The organism is Sagittula marina, assembly GCF_014196795.1.
Taxonomy (GTDB): Bacteria; Pseudomonadota; Alphaproteobacteria; order Rhodobacterales; family Rhodobacteraceae; genus Sagittula; species Sagittula marina.
In genome coordinates this window covers 67,201-80,625 of sequence record NZ_JACIEJ010000015.1, presented here as the reverse complement: position 1 = coordinate 80,625, position 13,425 = coordinate 67,201, and the positions used below count along the sequence as shown (strand labels likewise).

The 13,425-nt window shown below is 59.0% G+C and carries 14 protein-coding genes and 1 pseudogene; 8 read left to right on the top strand and 7 right to left on the bottom strand.

The window, feature by feature from the left end; genetic code table 11:
* From GGQ68_RS21620 to GGQ68_RS21605, 4 genes and pseudogenes are all read left to right on the top strand, one after another.
* Positions 1-132: pseudogene (locus GGQ68_RS21620) on the top strand (IS5/IS1182 family transposase); the annotation flags it as partial.
* A 210-nt stretch (positions 133-342) separates the two neighbouring features.
* The gene (gene qhpR / locus GGQ68_RS21615; protein ID WP_183969673.1) at positions 343-1,314 is read left to right on the top strand and encodes an AraC-like transcriptional regulator QhpR; all 972 of its coding nucleotides are present in this window, start codon (positions 343-345) and stop codon (positions 1,312-1,314) included.
* A gap of 110 nt (positions 1,315-1,424) precedes the next feature.
* Entirely contained in the window at positions 1,425-3,395 is a 1,971-nt protein-coding gene (locus GGQ68_RS21610; protein WP_183969671.1) for a copper amine oxidase, read from the top strand.
* A gap of 155 nt (positions 3,396-3,550) precedes the next feature.
* On the top strand, positions 3,551-3,745 hold the full coding sequence (locus GGQ68_RS21605) for a hypothetical protein (RefSeq protein ID WP_183969669.1): 195 nt from the start codon (positions 3,551-3,553) through the stop codon (positions 3,743-3,745).
* On the opposite strand, the gene GGQ68_RS24660 is transcribed toward GGQ68_RS21605, so the two are convergent.
* The 7 genes from GGQ68_RS24660 to paaN form a co-directional block, all read right to left on the bottom strand.
* Positions 3,742-3,870: a hypothetical protein gene (locus GGQ68_RS24660; protein ID WP_281374920.1), complete on the bottom strand. Its 129-nt coding sequence runs from the start codon at positions 3,868-3,870 to the stop codon at positions 3,742-3,744. The genes GGQ68_RS21605 and GGQ68_RS24660 overlap by 4 nt on opposite strands.
* Position 3,871: 1 nt before the next feature.
* Positions 3,872-4,573, bottom strand: coding sequence for an ABC transporter ATP-binding protein (locus tag GGQ68_RS21600; protein ID WP_183969667.1), 702 nt, complete (start codon positions 4,571-4,573; stop codon positions 3,872-3,874).
* On the bottom strand, positions 4,560-5,339 hold the full coding sequence (locus GGQ68_RS21595; protein ID WP_183969687.1) for an ABC transporter ATP-binding protein: 780 nt from the start codon (positions 5,337-5,339) through the stop codon (positions 4,560-4,562). The genes GGQ68_RS21600 and GGQ68_RS21595 overlap by 14 nt, the downstream gene beginning before the upstream one ends.
* The gene (locus GGQ68_RS21590) at positions 5,339-6,289 is read right to left on the bottom strand and encodes a branched-chain amino acid ABC transporter permease (protein WP_183969665.1); all 951 of its coding nucleotides are present in this window, start codon (positions 6,287-6,289) and stop codon (positions 5,339-5,341) included. Before GGQ68_RS21590 ends, GGQ68_RS21595 begins: the two co-directional genes overlap by 1 nt.
* Positions 6,290-6,291: 2 nt before the next feature.
* The gene (locus GGQ68_RS21585) at positions 6,292-7,164 is read right to left on the bottom strand and encodes an ABC transporter permease subunit (protein WP_183969663.1); all 873 of its coding nucleotides are present in this window, start codon (positions 7,162-7,164) and stop codon (positions 6,292-6,294) included.
* A 78-nt stretch (positions 7,165-7,242) separates the two neighbouring features.
* Positions 7,243-8,379 (bottom strand): ABC transporter substrate-binding protein, encoded by a 1,137-nt coding sequence (locus GGQ68_RS21580; RefSeq protein ID WP_183969661.1) that lies wholly within the window; start codon positions 8,377-8,379, stop codon positions 7,243-7,245.
* 27 nt (positions 8,380-8,406) lie between these two features.
* Positions 8,407-10,050, bottom strand: a complete 1,644-nt coding sequence (gene paaN, locus GGQ68_RS21575; RefSeq protein WP_183969659.1) for a phenylacetic acid degradation protein PaaN — start codon at positions 10,048-10,050, stop codon at positions 8,407-8,409.
* Between the two features lie 104 nt (positions 10,051-10,154).
* On the opposite strand from paaN, the gene paaG reads away from it, so the two are divergent.
* The 4 genes from paaG to GGQ68_RS21555 all read left to right on the top strand — a co-directional run bounded on the left by paaG (position 10,155) and on the right by GGQ68_RS21555 (position 13,375).
* Complete coding sequence (gene paaG / locus GGQ68_RS21570; RefSeq protein ID WP_183969657.1) at positions 10,155-10,949, top strand: 2-(1,2-epoxy-1,2-dihydrophenyl)acetyl-CoA isomerase PaaG; 795 nt, start codon at positions 10,155-10,157, stop codon at positions 10,947-10,949.
* 2 nt (positions 10,950-10,951) lie between these two features.
* Positions 10,952-11,377 (top strand): hydroxyphenylacetyl-CoA thioesterase PaaI, encoded by a 426-nt coding sequence (gene paaI, locus GGQ68_RS21565; RefSeq protein ID WP_183969655.1) that lies wholly within the window; start codon positions 10,952-10,954, stop codon positions 11,375-11,377.
* 29 nt (positions 11,378-11,406) lie between these two features.
* Positions 11,407-12,714 (top strand): phenylacetate--CoA ligase PaaK, encoded by a 1,308-nt coding sequence (paaK, locus tag GGQ68_RS21560; RefSeq protein WP_183969653.1) that lies wholly within the window; start codon positions 11,407-11,409, stop codon positions 12,712-12,714.
* Between the two features lie 61 nt (positions 12,715-12,775).
* Positions 12,776-13,375, top strand: coding sequence for a TetR/AcrR family transcriptional regulator (locus tag GGQ68_RS21555; RefSeq protein ID WP_183969651.1), 600 nt, complete (start codon positions 12,776-12,778; stop codon positions 13,373-13,375).
* Positions 13,376-13,425 lie beyond the last annotated feature (50 nt).

Here is a 13,425-nt window from a genome sequence, read left to right as displayed (position 1 = left end):
GTTGAACGGTGCTTCAACAAGCTGAAGAACGCCCGCCGAGTTGCCACTCGTTACGATAAGACCGCAGAGAGCTTCCTCGGCTTCGTCGACATCACCTCGATCAGGCTTTGGATCCGCTATTTGTCAACATGAACTAGAAATTTGGTTCAGCTTAAGGAATCGGGCGTGCAACATAAAACGGCAGCAGTTCTTTTCCTCCGCCTGAATTTTCGCAACCTACCGAAGCACTTGTCCGGGCCGCAATGCGCTGTTTGCTGAACACGATTGAACGCCTAAGATCAGTTTGATTGCGAAACCAGAAGGACCGCTTCGACAGGTTGCCGAACAAAATCGGGAGGTTGCATGGCAGTGGACTGGATCATTGATTCGCCGTTCAAGGCATTTTCCGACGTCATTCCCGACGCTGTCGTAGGGTCGATGGCCGACATTGGAATGGTTCGGCTAACCGATTTCGTATCCGTATTGCAACGCGCCCGGTCGATGACGCTGGATGGAAGCCTCTTTTGGAACGTCGGTGCGCAGTACGATTTGGCAAATCTTGGGCCCGCAGGCCAGGCCATTCTTGCGGCTCCGACGCTGGGCGACTCCTTGATGGCCTTGCAACGTGTCTTCCCCTTGATCCAAAGCGGCGCGCTGTTGTCGGTTGTGCCGCAAGGATCCGTGGTAGAGGTGACTTACCGCGTTCTTGATCCCAACATCTGGCCGCGCCAAGCAGACGCAGAACTTACCATGGGTCTGATTTTCGGCATCGTCCGCCATTATCTACCGGACGTTGCCAGCATAATGGACCTGCGGTTCGAACATGCCCCCGATGCGGCCGGAGAAAGACTGAAGCGGCAGCTTGGCTGCCCTGTGGCGTCGAACGAGATCTGCAATACGATGTTTTTGCCATTGTCCGCCCTGGACAGCCGCGCCGAACCTGCCGCTGCGCAAAACGGTCAAATCTCTGGTGATATGGAAACCTCGCTCTCTGAAGCGTTGCGCGGTCTTCGCGCCAGCCAAAGTACAGCAGACAGATGCCGGACCGAAATCCTATCGCGGTTGGGCCGCGAACCTCTTGATCAGGCTGATATTGCAACGGAATTGAAACTTTCGGACCGGTCATTGCGGCTTCAATTGCAATCAGAAAGGACGAGCTATCGCCGCGTCGTCGACAAATGCCGGGCTGAGACCTCAACCCTGCTGCTGCAGAAGACCGACCTGCCCTTGGCAGAGATCGCCTGGCGGCTGGGATATTCCGAGCACTCCGCATTTACCCGTGCTGCACGGCGATGGTTCGGCATGACACCGGAAGCCATACGCCTCCAGGCCTGACGGTCCAGATTGCCGGAAATGTCAAATGACCCACGCGATTTCCGTTTAAGGTAACTCCACCGGTTAAATCGACCGACCGGTCAACGAATAAATCCAACATGGAGTGAACAATGAAGCATACTCTGACAGCTGCGTGTCTGGCCCTCGCCGCCGGTCCCGCATTTGCGCAAAGTTACCCGCTCGATGGTTTGACAGCCGACGAATACGCACAGGTCAACACCATCCTGCGCGACGCCGGCATCGTTACTGACGAGACCCTTTTTCCGCTGGTTGAACTGAAGGAGCCGCCCAAAGCGGAGATGCTGGCCTGGGACGGAGAAAGCCAGATCGATCGCAAGGCCCTCGCTCAATATACTTCACAGGACGGGTTCGGATCGGCAATCGTCAACCTGACCAGCGGGGAGGTCGAAGAAAGCGGCCTGATCGATGCAAACGGTCAACCAATGATATTGCTGACCGAATTTCTCGGCGCATTGGAAGCAGCCCTGACCGACGACCGGATGGTCGAAGCGCTCGCCAAACGCGATCTGACACCGGATCAGGTGTTCTGCCTGCCGCTGACTGCCGGCAACTTTCTGACGCCGGAATACGAAGGCAACCGGCTGATGAAGGTCCCCTGTTACGTCGTGCCGTCGGGTTCGAATTTCTATGCAAAACCGATCGAGGGGCTTAGCGCCACCTATGATCTGAACACCACGACGATTACCGATGTGGTTGACACTGGCGTCGTGGCGACGCCGAGCGACCCTTGGGGCTATACGGAAGAAGAGATCGCAGAGCGGACGCCGCTGCGCGCAGAAACCAATCCGGCGAAACTCAGCCAGCCCGGCGATCCGAACTTTACCATCGACGGCAGCGAGATCACTTGGGATATCTGGAAGTTCCGCACCCGCATCGACAAGCGCCCCGGTCTGGTCATATCCGATATCCGCGTCGACGATCAGGATTCGTGGCGCAATATCATCTACCAGACGCACCTGTCCGAAGTGTTCGTTCCCTATATGGATCCAGACGACAACTGGTACTGGCGCACCTATATGGACAGCGGTGAATATGGCTTTGGCCTGTTCCTGACGCCGCTGACCCCTGGCATCGACTGCCCGGAATACGCGACCTTCATGCCTGCGGTCGTCAATGACGATGCCGGTCAGGCGATGGAGATTCCGGATGCCATTTGCATTTTCGAACGCTCCACCGGTGATCCGGCCTGGCGTCACTTCGAGGTCTTCGCCCAAACGCCCGACAACTTTGTTCCCGCCGAGGGGCGTCCCCACACCGAGTTGGTGGTGCGCACGGCCTCCGAGGTTGGGAACTATGACTATCTGATCGATTACCGCTTTGAGCAGAACGGCGAGATGCGGATCATGGTCGGGGCGACCGGCCTGGACGCGGTGAAAGGCGTCGAATCCACGTCGATGAATGATGCCACCGCTGCCGACGACACCAAGCACGGGACATTGATCGCACCGAACCTCGTGGCTGCGAACCATGACCATTACTTCAACTTCCGCATAGATTTCGATATCGATCAACCGGACAACAAGTTCATGACGATGGATATCGTTCCGGCCGAGGTCGCAGACGACAGCCCTCGGCGTTCCATGTGGGAAGTCGCCGAAACCATGCCAATGACAGAGGCCGAGGCGACCTATCAGATCTCCGCGATGAAACCGCGGTACTTCATGGTCGAAAATCCGAACCGCGAGAGCTATCTCGGTCACACGCCGGGGTATATGATCCATCACGGTTCCATCGCCTACGGTCCCTTCGACTTTGCCAACGACCCGCCGTTCATGCGGAACCGTTGGATCGAAAATTCTGTGTGGAACACGGTTTACAAGGATGATGAGCGCTACGCTGGCGGCACCTATGCCATGCAGTCAGACGGCAGTGAGACGCTTGCCTCCTATTCCGGCGACGAAGCCTTGCAAAACAAGGACATCGTGACCTGGTTCACCGCAGGCTTTCATCACATCCCCCGGATGGAGGATTGGCCTGTCATGTCGACGGAATGGAAGCAGGTTCACATCATGCCGCACAACTACTTTGCGATGAACCCGGCGATCAGCTTGCGCAAATAATGTCATGACCCGGCATCTTATGGTGCCGGGTGACCGCAACAAATCCTGAGAAGAAAAAGGCCCCGTGGTGAAATCACGGGGCCTTTTTTCGACATGCCGGGCGTTTAGCGGCGCGCAAACATCGGTCTGCCATTCCAAGGTGGGAAGCCATACTCATGGGGTTCGACAAGATCGATGCCTGTCGGGTGGGCCGCGTTCCCTTCGCTTGGAAGCCCCTGCCCTTGCGCCGCCATGCCGTCCACAAGGTGCGCGGCAACTTCATCGTGGGGCAACTGGTTTGCTGGCGCGATGTGCGGCAACGGCAAAACGAGGACTGCCTCGGAAACGACAGGATCGTGGCGACCGTCTAAGCAAGCACGTCAACCGCCGCCTGCCAAAGCGCCTGACGCACTGCGGTCGAGATCCCGTCTACCTGTGGAGTGTCCCCCTTGAGTGTGGCGATGCCATCGGTGATCGCGGTTTTCAGTTCGGTCATTTCAGACGCCGAGATAGGCCTCGCGGATACGCGGATCGGCCAGCAGCTCCGCCGCGCGCCCCTCAATCGTGATCCGGCCCGTTTCCATGACATAGCCACGGTCGGCAATGCGAAGAGCGCCATAGGCATTCTGTTCGACCAGAAAAACGGTCACGCCGCGCGCCTTGAGGCTAACGATCACATCAAAGATCTGCTGAACGATGATCGGGGCCAGACCCATCGACGGCTCGTCCAGCAAAAGGCACTTGGGCCGCGCCATAAGCGCACGGGCCATCGCAAGCATCTGCTGCTGCCCGCCTGACAGGCCCCCCGCCGGCAGATTGCGCTTTTCCTTGAGGATCGGAAACATCGCATAGGCTTCGTCGATATCCGACGCGACACGGGCATCTTTGAAATTATAGGCTCCCAGCCGCAGGTTTTCCGCGACGCTGAGACTTGTAAAGATCTGCCGCCCCTCCGGCGATTGTGCGAGGCCAAGACCGGGACGTTTGTGCGCCGCCAGTCCGGTGATGTCGGCCCCCTCGAACTGCACAGTGCCGCCGGTGACCGGCTGCGTGCCGGACAGGCATTTCAGCAAGGTCGTCTTGCCGGCGCCATTGGCCCCGACAAGGGTCACGATCTCGCCTGCACCAACCGTCAGGTCAATGTCGTGCAATACTTCGATCCGGCCATAAGCCGAGCGTAGTCCACTAACCTGCAACATTGTCCACGGCCTCCGTTCCTAGATACGCTTTGATGACCTCGGGGTTCTGACTGACCGATTCAGGATCGCCTTCGGCAATCATCTGTCCGTGGTCCAGAACCACCACGTGATGCGAAATGCGCATGACAAGCTTCATGTCATGTTCAACCAGCAGCACAGCGATGCCCGACGCGGCGAGTTCGGCAATGAGTGTGTCGATCTCTTCGGTTTCAACCGCGTTGCATCCTGCGGCTGGTTCGTCCAGCAACAGGACGCGCGGGCCGACGCCAAGGGCGCGTGCGATCTCCAACCGTTTGAGCTGACCATAGGACAGGTTGCCGGCCACCTCTGACGCGAGATCGTCCAGACGCACACGTTTAAGCAGTTTCATAGCGCCATCACGGGCGTCTCGTGCACGACGACGTGCGGCCGGCAAAGACAGCATATCACCCCAGACGGACCCACGCTCTGACAGATGAAACCCTGCAAGCGCATTGTCCAGAACGCTCATGTCCTGAAAAATCTGCAGGTTCTGGAAGGTCCGCGACAGACCGCGCCGTGCAAGCTGGCTGGGATGAATACCGGTGACATTATCGCCGTCCAGCGCCACGCGACCGGAACCGGGGGTGTAGACGCCGGAAATCATGTTGAACAACGTGGTCTTTCCCGCCCCGTTCGGTCCGATAACCGAGGTGACCTGACCGGCTGCGGCTGCAAAGCTGACATTATCGACGGCTTTTAATCCGCCAAAGTTTATGCCCAAACCTTCTATGTGTAGCAGGGTCATCATGGTTTCCTTTTCAGGCGGGCAGCGATGGACGGCAACAGACCCCGCGGCAGGAATATCATGACAAGGATCATGACCGCGCCCAGCACCAGCTGTTCGTATTCGGCAAAGACTGTCAGCACCTGAGGCAGAAGCGTCAGGATCACGGCGCCCAGGATCGCGCCCACAACCGACCCGACGCCGCCCAGAACGGCCATCGTCACAATCTCGATCGAATGCATGAAACCCGCGACATCCGGAGTGATAAACCCGTTCTGAAGCGCCAACAGCGAGCCTGCAACCGAGGCATAGACAGCCGAGATGACAAAGGCCTGAAGCTTCAGCCGCGGCACGTCGATGCCGATGGTGCTGGCCGCGACTTCTGACCCATGCAGCGCCCGAAGCGCCCGGCCCGTGGCGCTGTTATACAGATTGAGCGCAAGCCACGCCCCGATCAGCAGGACAATCCCGCAAGCCCAGTACCAGAACACGCCGCCAGACACGCGTACTCCCATATCACGCAAAAGCTCCCGCAGTCCCAGCTTGGCGACCGACATGCCATCCGGTCCGCCAGTCCAGATCCGCTCATTCGTCAGCACCATGGTCACAAGAATGCCAAACCCCAAGGTCGCGACGCCCAGGTAATACCCTTTCAGTCGCAAGATCGGCTTTCCAATCAAGGCGGCCAAACCCGCGCTGATGACCATACCGAGTACGATAGCGACGACAGGATGAAGGCCCAGATGCTCGGGCGCCAATGCGCAGGCGTATGCTCCGATACCGGCGAACCCCGCGTGGCCGAGGGAAATCTGACCGGCCCACCCCACAAGGATCACCAGCCCCGTGACGGCCAGCGCGTTGACAAAGATCAGCGCACCGATGCGATAATAGTATCCAGACGGAAACAGCAACGGCAGGGCAGCGATCAGAACCGCCAGAACCGCCAGCTGCACCCATTTCGAGGTCAGCATGGTCAAACCCTTTCTGTCGATTTTGCGCCAAACAGCCCTTGTGGCATGGCGAACAGCACGGCGAGAATGACAATGAAGGCCACCGCCTCTTTGTATTGCGAGCTGAGGTAGCCCGCCGTCAGCGCCTCGAAGAGGCCAAGCAGCAGTCCACCCACCAATGCGCCCTTCGGGTTACCCATCCCCCCCAGCATGGCCGCAGCAAACCCCTTGAGCGCGAGTGCAACGCCGACGTCGTAGCTGACCAAAGTTATCGGCGTCGCCAGCACGCCGGCCAGCGCGCCAATGGCCGCCGAGAGGGCAAAGGACAACGTCATGATTGCGCGGGTATTGATGCCTACAAGTTGCGCCGCCAGACGGTTGTTCGCAGTAGCGAGCACCGCCTTGCCGGTCAGCGTTCGGGTGAAAAACAGCCACAAGGCCACAAACACGATCAGCGCACCGCCGATCACCCAAAGGCTTTGCGGCAGAATGGTCGCGCCGCCAATGCGGATCGGCGCGTCACCAGAGAAGCTGGGCAATCGGTGCAACTGTTTGTCAAAAATCAGCTGGGATGCACCACGTATAAAGATCGACGCACCAATCGTGATGATAATGATCGACACCACGGGCGCGCCGCGAGCCGGTTCAATCGCCAGCTTGTTCAGTGCCACGCCGATTGCCGCGGTCAGCACGACGGCCAACAGGGCAGCCAAGGGCAGTGGAATTCCCGCCTCATGAGCGAACACGGTGATCATGCCACCCAACATGACAAACTCGCCCTGCGCGAAATTAACCACGTCAGAGGCGTTGTAGATAATGGTAAAGCCCAAAGCGACGAGCGCGTAGACCGCACCAACGGTCAGGCCGGAAAACAGGAACTGGAGCAGGGAGTCCACGAACACCTCCTTCACCCGAAGGTGATTGCCAAAGATCGGAAAAAGGGGGGGACGACCGTTAAGCCGCCCCGCCTTGGGTCAGTCGATTGCGGACCAGCCGCCGTCGACGATTTCCAGCATCCGGAATGCGCTCAGATCCAGACCAAGGTGGTCCGTTTCGCTGAACGTGTAGGTGCCCGTGGTGCCGATGAGCCCCGACGTCGCCTCAAGCGCGTCACGAATGTCCTGGGGATCGTCGCTTCCGGCACGGGTCATTGCATCAACCATCAGCGCAAAGGCGTCATGGGCATAACCGCCAAAGGTGGAAACCGGCTGACCGGCTTGCTCTTCGAACGCCGCTTTGTATGTTGTCGCGACCTCTTTTTGGGGATCGTCATCAGGCAGGATGTCGGCGATCAGCAGGGCGGTCCCTGGCAGGCGCACACCTTCGGCCGCATCGGCCCCTGCCAATTCGATGAACCCGTTAGAGGCGACACCGTGGCTTTGATACAGCGGCAGATCGATGCCCAGCTGCGCATAGTTGCGTGTCACCACCGCCGGCCCCTGACCGAAACCCGGGTTCAAAACGGCCTGAATGCCGTCGGTGTTGGCGATGTTCGTCAGCTGCGGGGTCATGTCGGCGTCGCCGGGGCCATAGGTTTCATCCGCAGCGATGGTAATGTCGTAGTCGCCTGCGACATCCTTGCATTGCGCCTGCATCGAGGCGCCGAAGCCGTCAGTGCCAGAGATCATGCCGATGACGGTGGTGCCCTGCGCCTGCATATCGGTAAAGATCTTCTCGCAGGCCATCCGGTCGGTGTGCGGTGTCTTGAAGACGAATTCCCGCACCGGGTCGATAATCGACACGGCACCGGCCAGCGAGATGAAGGGAATGCCCTCCCCGTCAGCCAGATCGGCGATGGCCATAGTTGTGCCGGTGGTCGAGCCACCGATGATCGCGACGACACCGTCATCTTCGATCAGACGAGTCGCAAAGGTCCGCGCCTTGTTGGGATCACCGCCGTCATCGTACAGCGTCAGAACGACGTCTTCGCCATTGATGCCGCCGTTGGCGTTCAGCTCTTCGACCAGCATTTCCAACGTCTTTGCCTCTGGGTCGCCCAGAAACGCGGCGGGGCCGGTGGCCGACAGGCTGGCCCCCAGACGCAGTTCGGCATGTGCCGTGGACGCCAGCAGAGCCAGCGTCAATCCGGTCAGTGTCATAGTGGTTTTCATGGTCTTTCCTCCCTTGGAAACGATAATTCAGCAGCGCTTTGGCCAGCGCCTCATCGGACGTGTGAACCGCCCGGCGATAAAGGCGGGGTCGGTCAGGCTCGCATTGCCCGATGCGTTCCCGCCTGTGACGTGGAAATCCGAAAACGCAGCGGATTGATTGACGTAGATCTTACCTGTCAGATTGATGGACAGGTTCACTGCAGCCCGTGAAAATGCCTGCCCGGCCAAGGACATCAATTTGTCATCCGTCGCGTAAAGGGCCGCGGTGATCGCGCCTTCGGTACGGGCGATATTGGCCGCCTGAGCGATCGCATCCTCTGCGCTGGTGCAGGGTATGACAAAGGACATCGGGCCGAAGCACTCGGCATCTTGAGGGCCATCCTTTCGCCCCTTGAGGATCAGCGGTGTCACAACATTCGTGGCCGGGGACGTGCTTTGCCTCAGGACAATGCCCTCGTGCGCCACGCTGGACATCCGGTCGCGTGTCGCGGGGTTGGCAAGCGCTCCGCAGATACCAGCGGCGGTTTGTGCATCTTGCAGAAGAGCGTCGATTGCCTGAATGATACCGGAGGTCACGTCGTCAAAGCTCTTGCGCCCCTTATCGGTGTCTATGCCCGCCTCGGGTATGTATATATTCTGCGGTGACGTGCACATCTGCCCAGAATAGAGCGACAGCGAGAATGCCAGATTGGCGCACATTCCGTCAAAATCGTCCGTGCCGGTGATGACCACCGAGTTGACCCCGGTTTCTTCGGTGAAGACGCGCTTGCGGGATGTGTTCTGCCTGATCCAATCAGCGAAATCCGATGACCCGGTGTAGTCGATGATTGCGACATCCGGATGGGTGACCAACTGCTTCGTCTTTTCCGCCCCCGGTGTATCCACCGCGAGCAACACTGCGTCACGCGGCAGGCCTGCTTCGGCCAGAACCTCCCGCAGCACGCGCACCGTCAAAGCAAGCGGCAGAATTGCCTTGGGATGCGGTTTTATGATTACCGGGTTGCCGGTCGCAAGACTTGCAAAAATGCCGGGATAAGAGTTCCAGGTCGGAAAGGTGTTACATCCGATGGTCAGGGCAATGCCCTGCGGCTGGATTGTCCAATGTTTTTCCATCACGATCGGATCATGCTTACCCTGCGGCTTTTTCCAGACCGCAGCTTCGGCAAAGCGCGTCATTTCGCAATAGGCCATTGCGACCGCCTCCAAGCCGCGATCCTGCGCATGCGGGCCGCCGGCCTGAAAAGCCATCGGAAAGGCTTGTCCGGTTGTGTGCATCGTGGCGTGACCTATCAGAAAACTGAGCCGGTTCAGGCGGACCAGAGCCTCCAGACAGACCGCCACGCGCGTGGTGATCGGCGCCGCTGCCAGCGCATCTTGCGCCGCCGCGGATGCGTCAATCAACGCCTCGACGGTTGCTGCGGGGTAGGTAAGGTCCAGTTTCAGCCCCCATGGAGAAACTTCAGCACCAATATGGGTTTCGGCGGGGTGATCTGTCAGTTGGAAACGCTGTCCAATCAGGGCATCGAACGCTGCCAGGCCGTCCGACTTGGCTGCTTCGCCATAGATTTTGCCGCTGGGGACTTCCGAGAAGGGCGTCCAGAAATCGCGAGCGCTTAACGCCTTGATGGCCGTGGCCAGCATTTCGGAATGCGTTTCGAAACGAATTGTCATAGGCCCTCCCTCCAATCAATAGAATTGACCGACCGGACGGTTTATGCAAGAAATAATTTGAGGAAGGGTTCGGCCGAGACGGACAGAGCCACTGCGGGGGGAACATGAGCGAGAAAACAGCAGTTTTAGAAACGTTCGATTCGGGCGTCTTGACGCTTGTTCTGAACAGACCCGACAAGTTGAACGCGTTCAACGAAGAGATGCATATGGCGTTGCGCACCGGGCTGGAGCGCGCGCGCGACGATACGGACGTGCGCGCCGTCTTGCTGACCGGCGAAGGGCGCGGGTTCTGTGCGGGGCAAGATCTCGGCGACCGCGATCCGCGCAAAGGCGGCCCTGCCCCCGATCTGGGTCATACGCTCGAAACATTCTATAACCCGACGCTGCGGCTGTTGCGCGACCTGCCCAAGCCGGTGATTTGTGCCGTAAACGGCGTTGCCGCCGGGGCCGGGGCCAATATCGCACTCGCTTGTGATATCGTCCTTGCCGCGCAATCCGCGAAATTTATTCAGGCTTTCTCGAAGATCGGTCTTATTCCCGACGCCGGAGGGTCGTGGTCACTGACACGCATTCTAGGCGAGCCACGTGCCAAGGCGCTGATGATGACCGCTGAACCCCTGACAGCGCAAACCGCTATGGATTGGGGCCTGATCTGGCGCGCGATTCCGGACGAAGACCTGATGACAGAGGCGCAGAGCCTTGCCCTTCGCCTTGCCGCTGGTCCAACTGTGGGGTTGGGCCTGACAAAAATGCTTGTCCAGGCCGCCGCGACCAGCGATTTGGACACGCAGCTTGACGCTGAGAGAGATGCGCAGCGCACGGCCGGACAGACGGCCGACTATGCCGAAGGCGTCACCGCCTTTCTGGAAAAACGCGCCCCCAATTTTCGCGGAGACTGACAGTGACACCCCAGGAAATCGCAGACAGATCGGCCAAGGCCCTTTGGGAGAACGACAATGCGTCGCAACGGCTGGGCATCACGCTGCTCAGCGTGGCACCGGGAGAAGCGGTGCTGACCATGACGATCACGGATCAAATGACCAACGGTCACGGCAACGCGCACGGCGGCTATATCTTCTCTCTGGCGGACAGTGCCTTTGCCTTTGCCTGCAACACTTACAATCAGGTCACTGTCGCCCAACACTGCTCCGTGACCTATATTGCGCCCGGTTCGTTGGGCGATACCCTCACCGCGACCGCGCAGGAAGTGTCTCGCACCGGACGGTCAGGGATCTATGATATCGCAATCACCCGAGAGGACGGGACCCTGATTGCAACCTTTCGCGGCCATTCGCGCACGCTGAAGGGAACGCTGTTTCCCGCCTGAGGCGGGGCAAAACCTTGAGGGAGGACCCCATGAAAGATTTGACCCCCAGTCCTGACAGCCTGGACCCGATCGAGATCGCCAGCCGTGACGAGATCAGCGCGCTGCAACAAAAGCGGCTGGCATGGTCGCTGCGCCATGCCTACAACAATTCGCCCTTCTACAAGAAGCAGTTTGATGCTGCTGGCGCCCACCCTGACGACTTCAAGTCGCTGGCCGATCTGGCGAAATTTCCGTTTACGCTCAAACAGGATCTGCGCGACACCTACCCTTTTGGCATGTTCGCCGTGCCGCAAAATCAATTGAGCAGGGTTCACGCTTCGTCTGGAACCACCGGCAAACCAACCGTGGTCGGCTATACCAAAAACGACATCGACGTTTGGGCCGACGTGATGGCGCGCTCAATCCGGGCCAGCGGCGGCCGGGCTGGTGACATTTGCCACGTGGCTTATGGTTACGGGCTGTTCACAGGCGGCTTGGGGGCCCATTACGGCGCGGAACGCCTTGGGTGTACGGTCGTACCGATCTCCGGCGGCATGACCGAACGGCAGGTCACGCTGATCCAGGATTTCAAACCGCGCATCTTGATGGTGACACCGTCTTACATTCTGTCGATCCTTGATGAGTTCCGTCGTCAGGGCATAGACCCGCGCGAAAGCTCTCTGGAGATCGGGATTTTCGGGGCCGAACCCTGGACCAACGCCATGCGGACAGAGATCGAAGAGGCGTTCGGCATGAACGCGGTCGATATCTACGGCCTGTCCGAAATCATGGGACCGGGTGTCGCCAACGAATGCGTGGAAACCAAGGACGGACTGCACGTCTGGGAGGATCATTTCTATCCCGAAATCATCGATCCGCAGACCGGGGATGTACTTCCCGACGGCGAAATGGGCGAACTGGTGTTCACTACCCTGACCAAGGAAGGCCTGCCGATGGTCCGCTATCGCACGCGGGACTTGACGCGGATCCTGCCGGGAACCGCACGGTCGATGCGGCGAATTGAAAAGATCACGGGCCGCTCCGATGACATGATCATTCTGCGCGGCGTCAACGTCTTCCCGACCCAGATAGAAGAGCAGCTGATGAAATGCGATGGCCTTGCGCCGCATTTCCAGATCCGCCTGAACACTGTCGACCGCAAGGACGTGATGACTGTTCTGGTCGAAGCCTGCGAAGGCCACACGGACAGCGATGCCCGCGCCGCGTCGGCGCGGGAACTTGCTCATCACATCAAGTCAGTCGTGGGCGTCAGCACCAAGATCGACGTTGGCGACCCGGGCAGTTGCGCACGCTCCGAAGGCAAGGCCACACGCGTCATCGACAGCCGCGAAAAATAGCCACACTGGCGAAAGACCGCGGCGTGCGCTATTGCGCACGCCGCAGCGAGAGGAAATGCCCATGGCGCGGACCCGTGCAAATGACTTCGAAGAAAAGCAGAACAACCTCCTGCTGACGGCGGCGCGCGTATTTGCAAACACCGGGATGGAAAAAGCGTCCATGTCCCAGATCGCCAAGGAGGCGGGCGTTTCCAAGTCGCTGCTCTACCACTATTATCCGTCCAAAAGTGAGTTGATTTTTGCGATCATCATGTCGCATCTCAGCGCGTTGGATACGCAATTGGCCGAGGCGCATGACGACAGCCTTTCGCCGGAACAGCGTCTGCAAGTCCTTTCGGCGACCGTGCTTGATGCCTACCGTGGCGCGGATGATCATCACAAGGTTCAGCTGAATGCGGCTCTGGCCCTCAATCCGGATCAAACCCGTGAAATCACCGAGGTTGAACGGCGGATCGTGCGACGGTTCGCTGCCGTCATCAAGGATATCTATCCCGACCTTGATACACCGGAACGTCCACTTCTGACGCCGGTGACGATGTCTTTGTTCGGGATGCTGAACTGGGCCTACATGTGGTTTCGTGACGACGGCACTGTGAGCCGCGACGAATATGCGCGAATAGCAACTACGATCCTGCTTGAAGGCGTCAAGGGCATCCGCTGAAAGTCAACGCAGTACGACGCCCAAAAGTTTTCCCTTTCAGCTAGGACTGC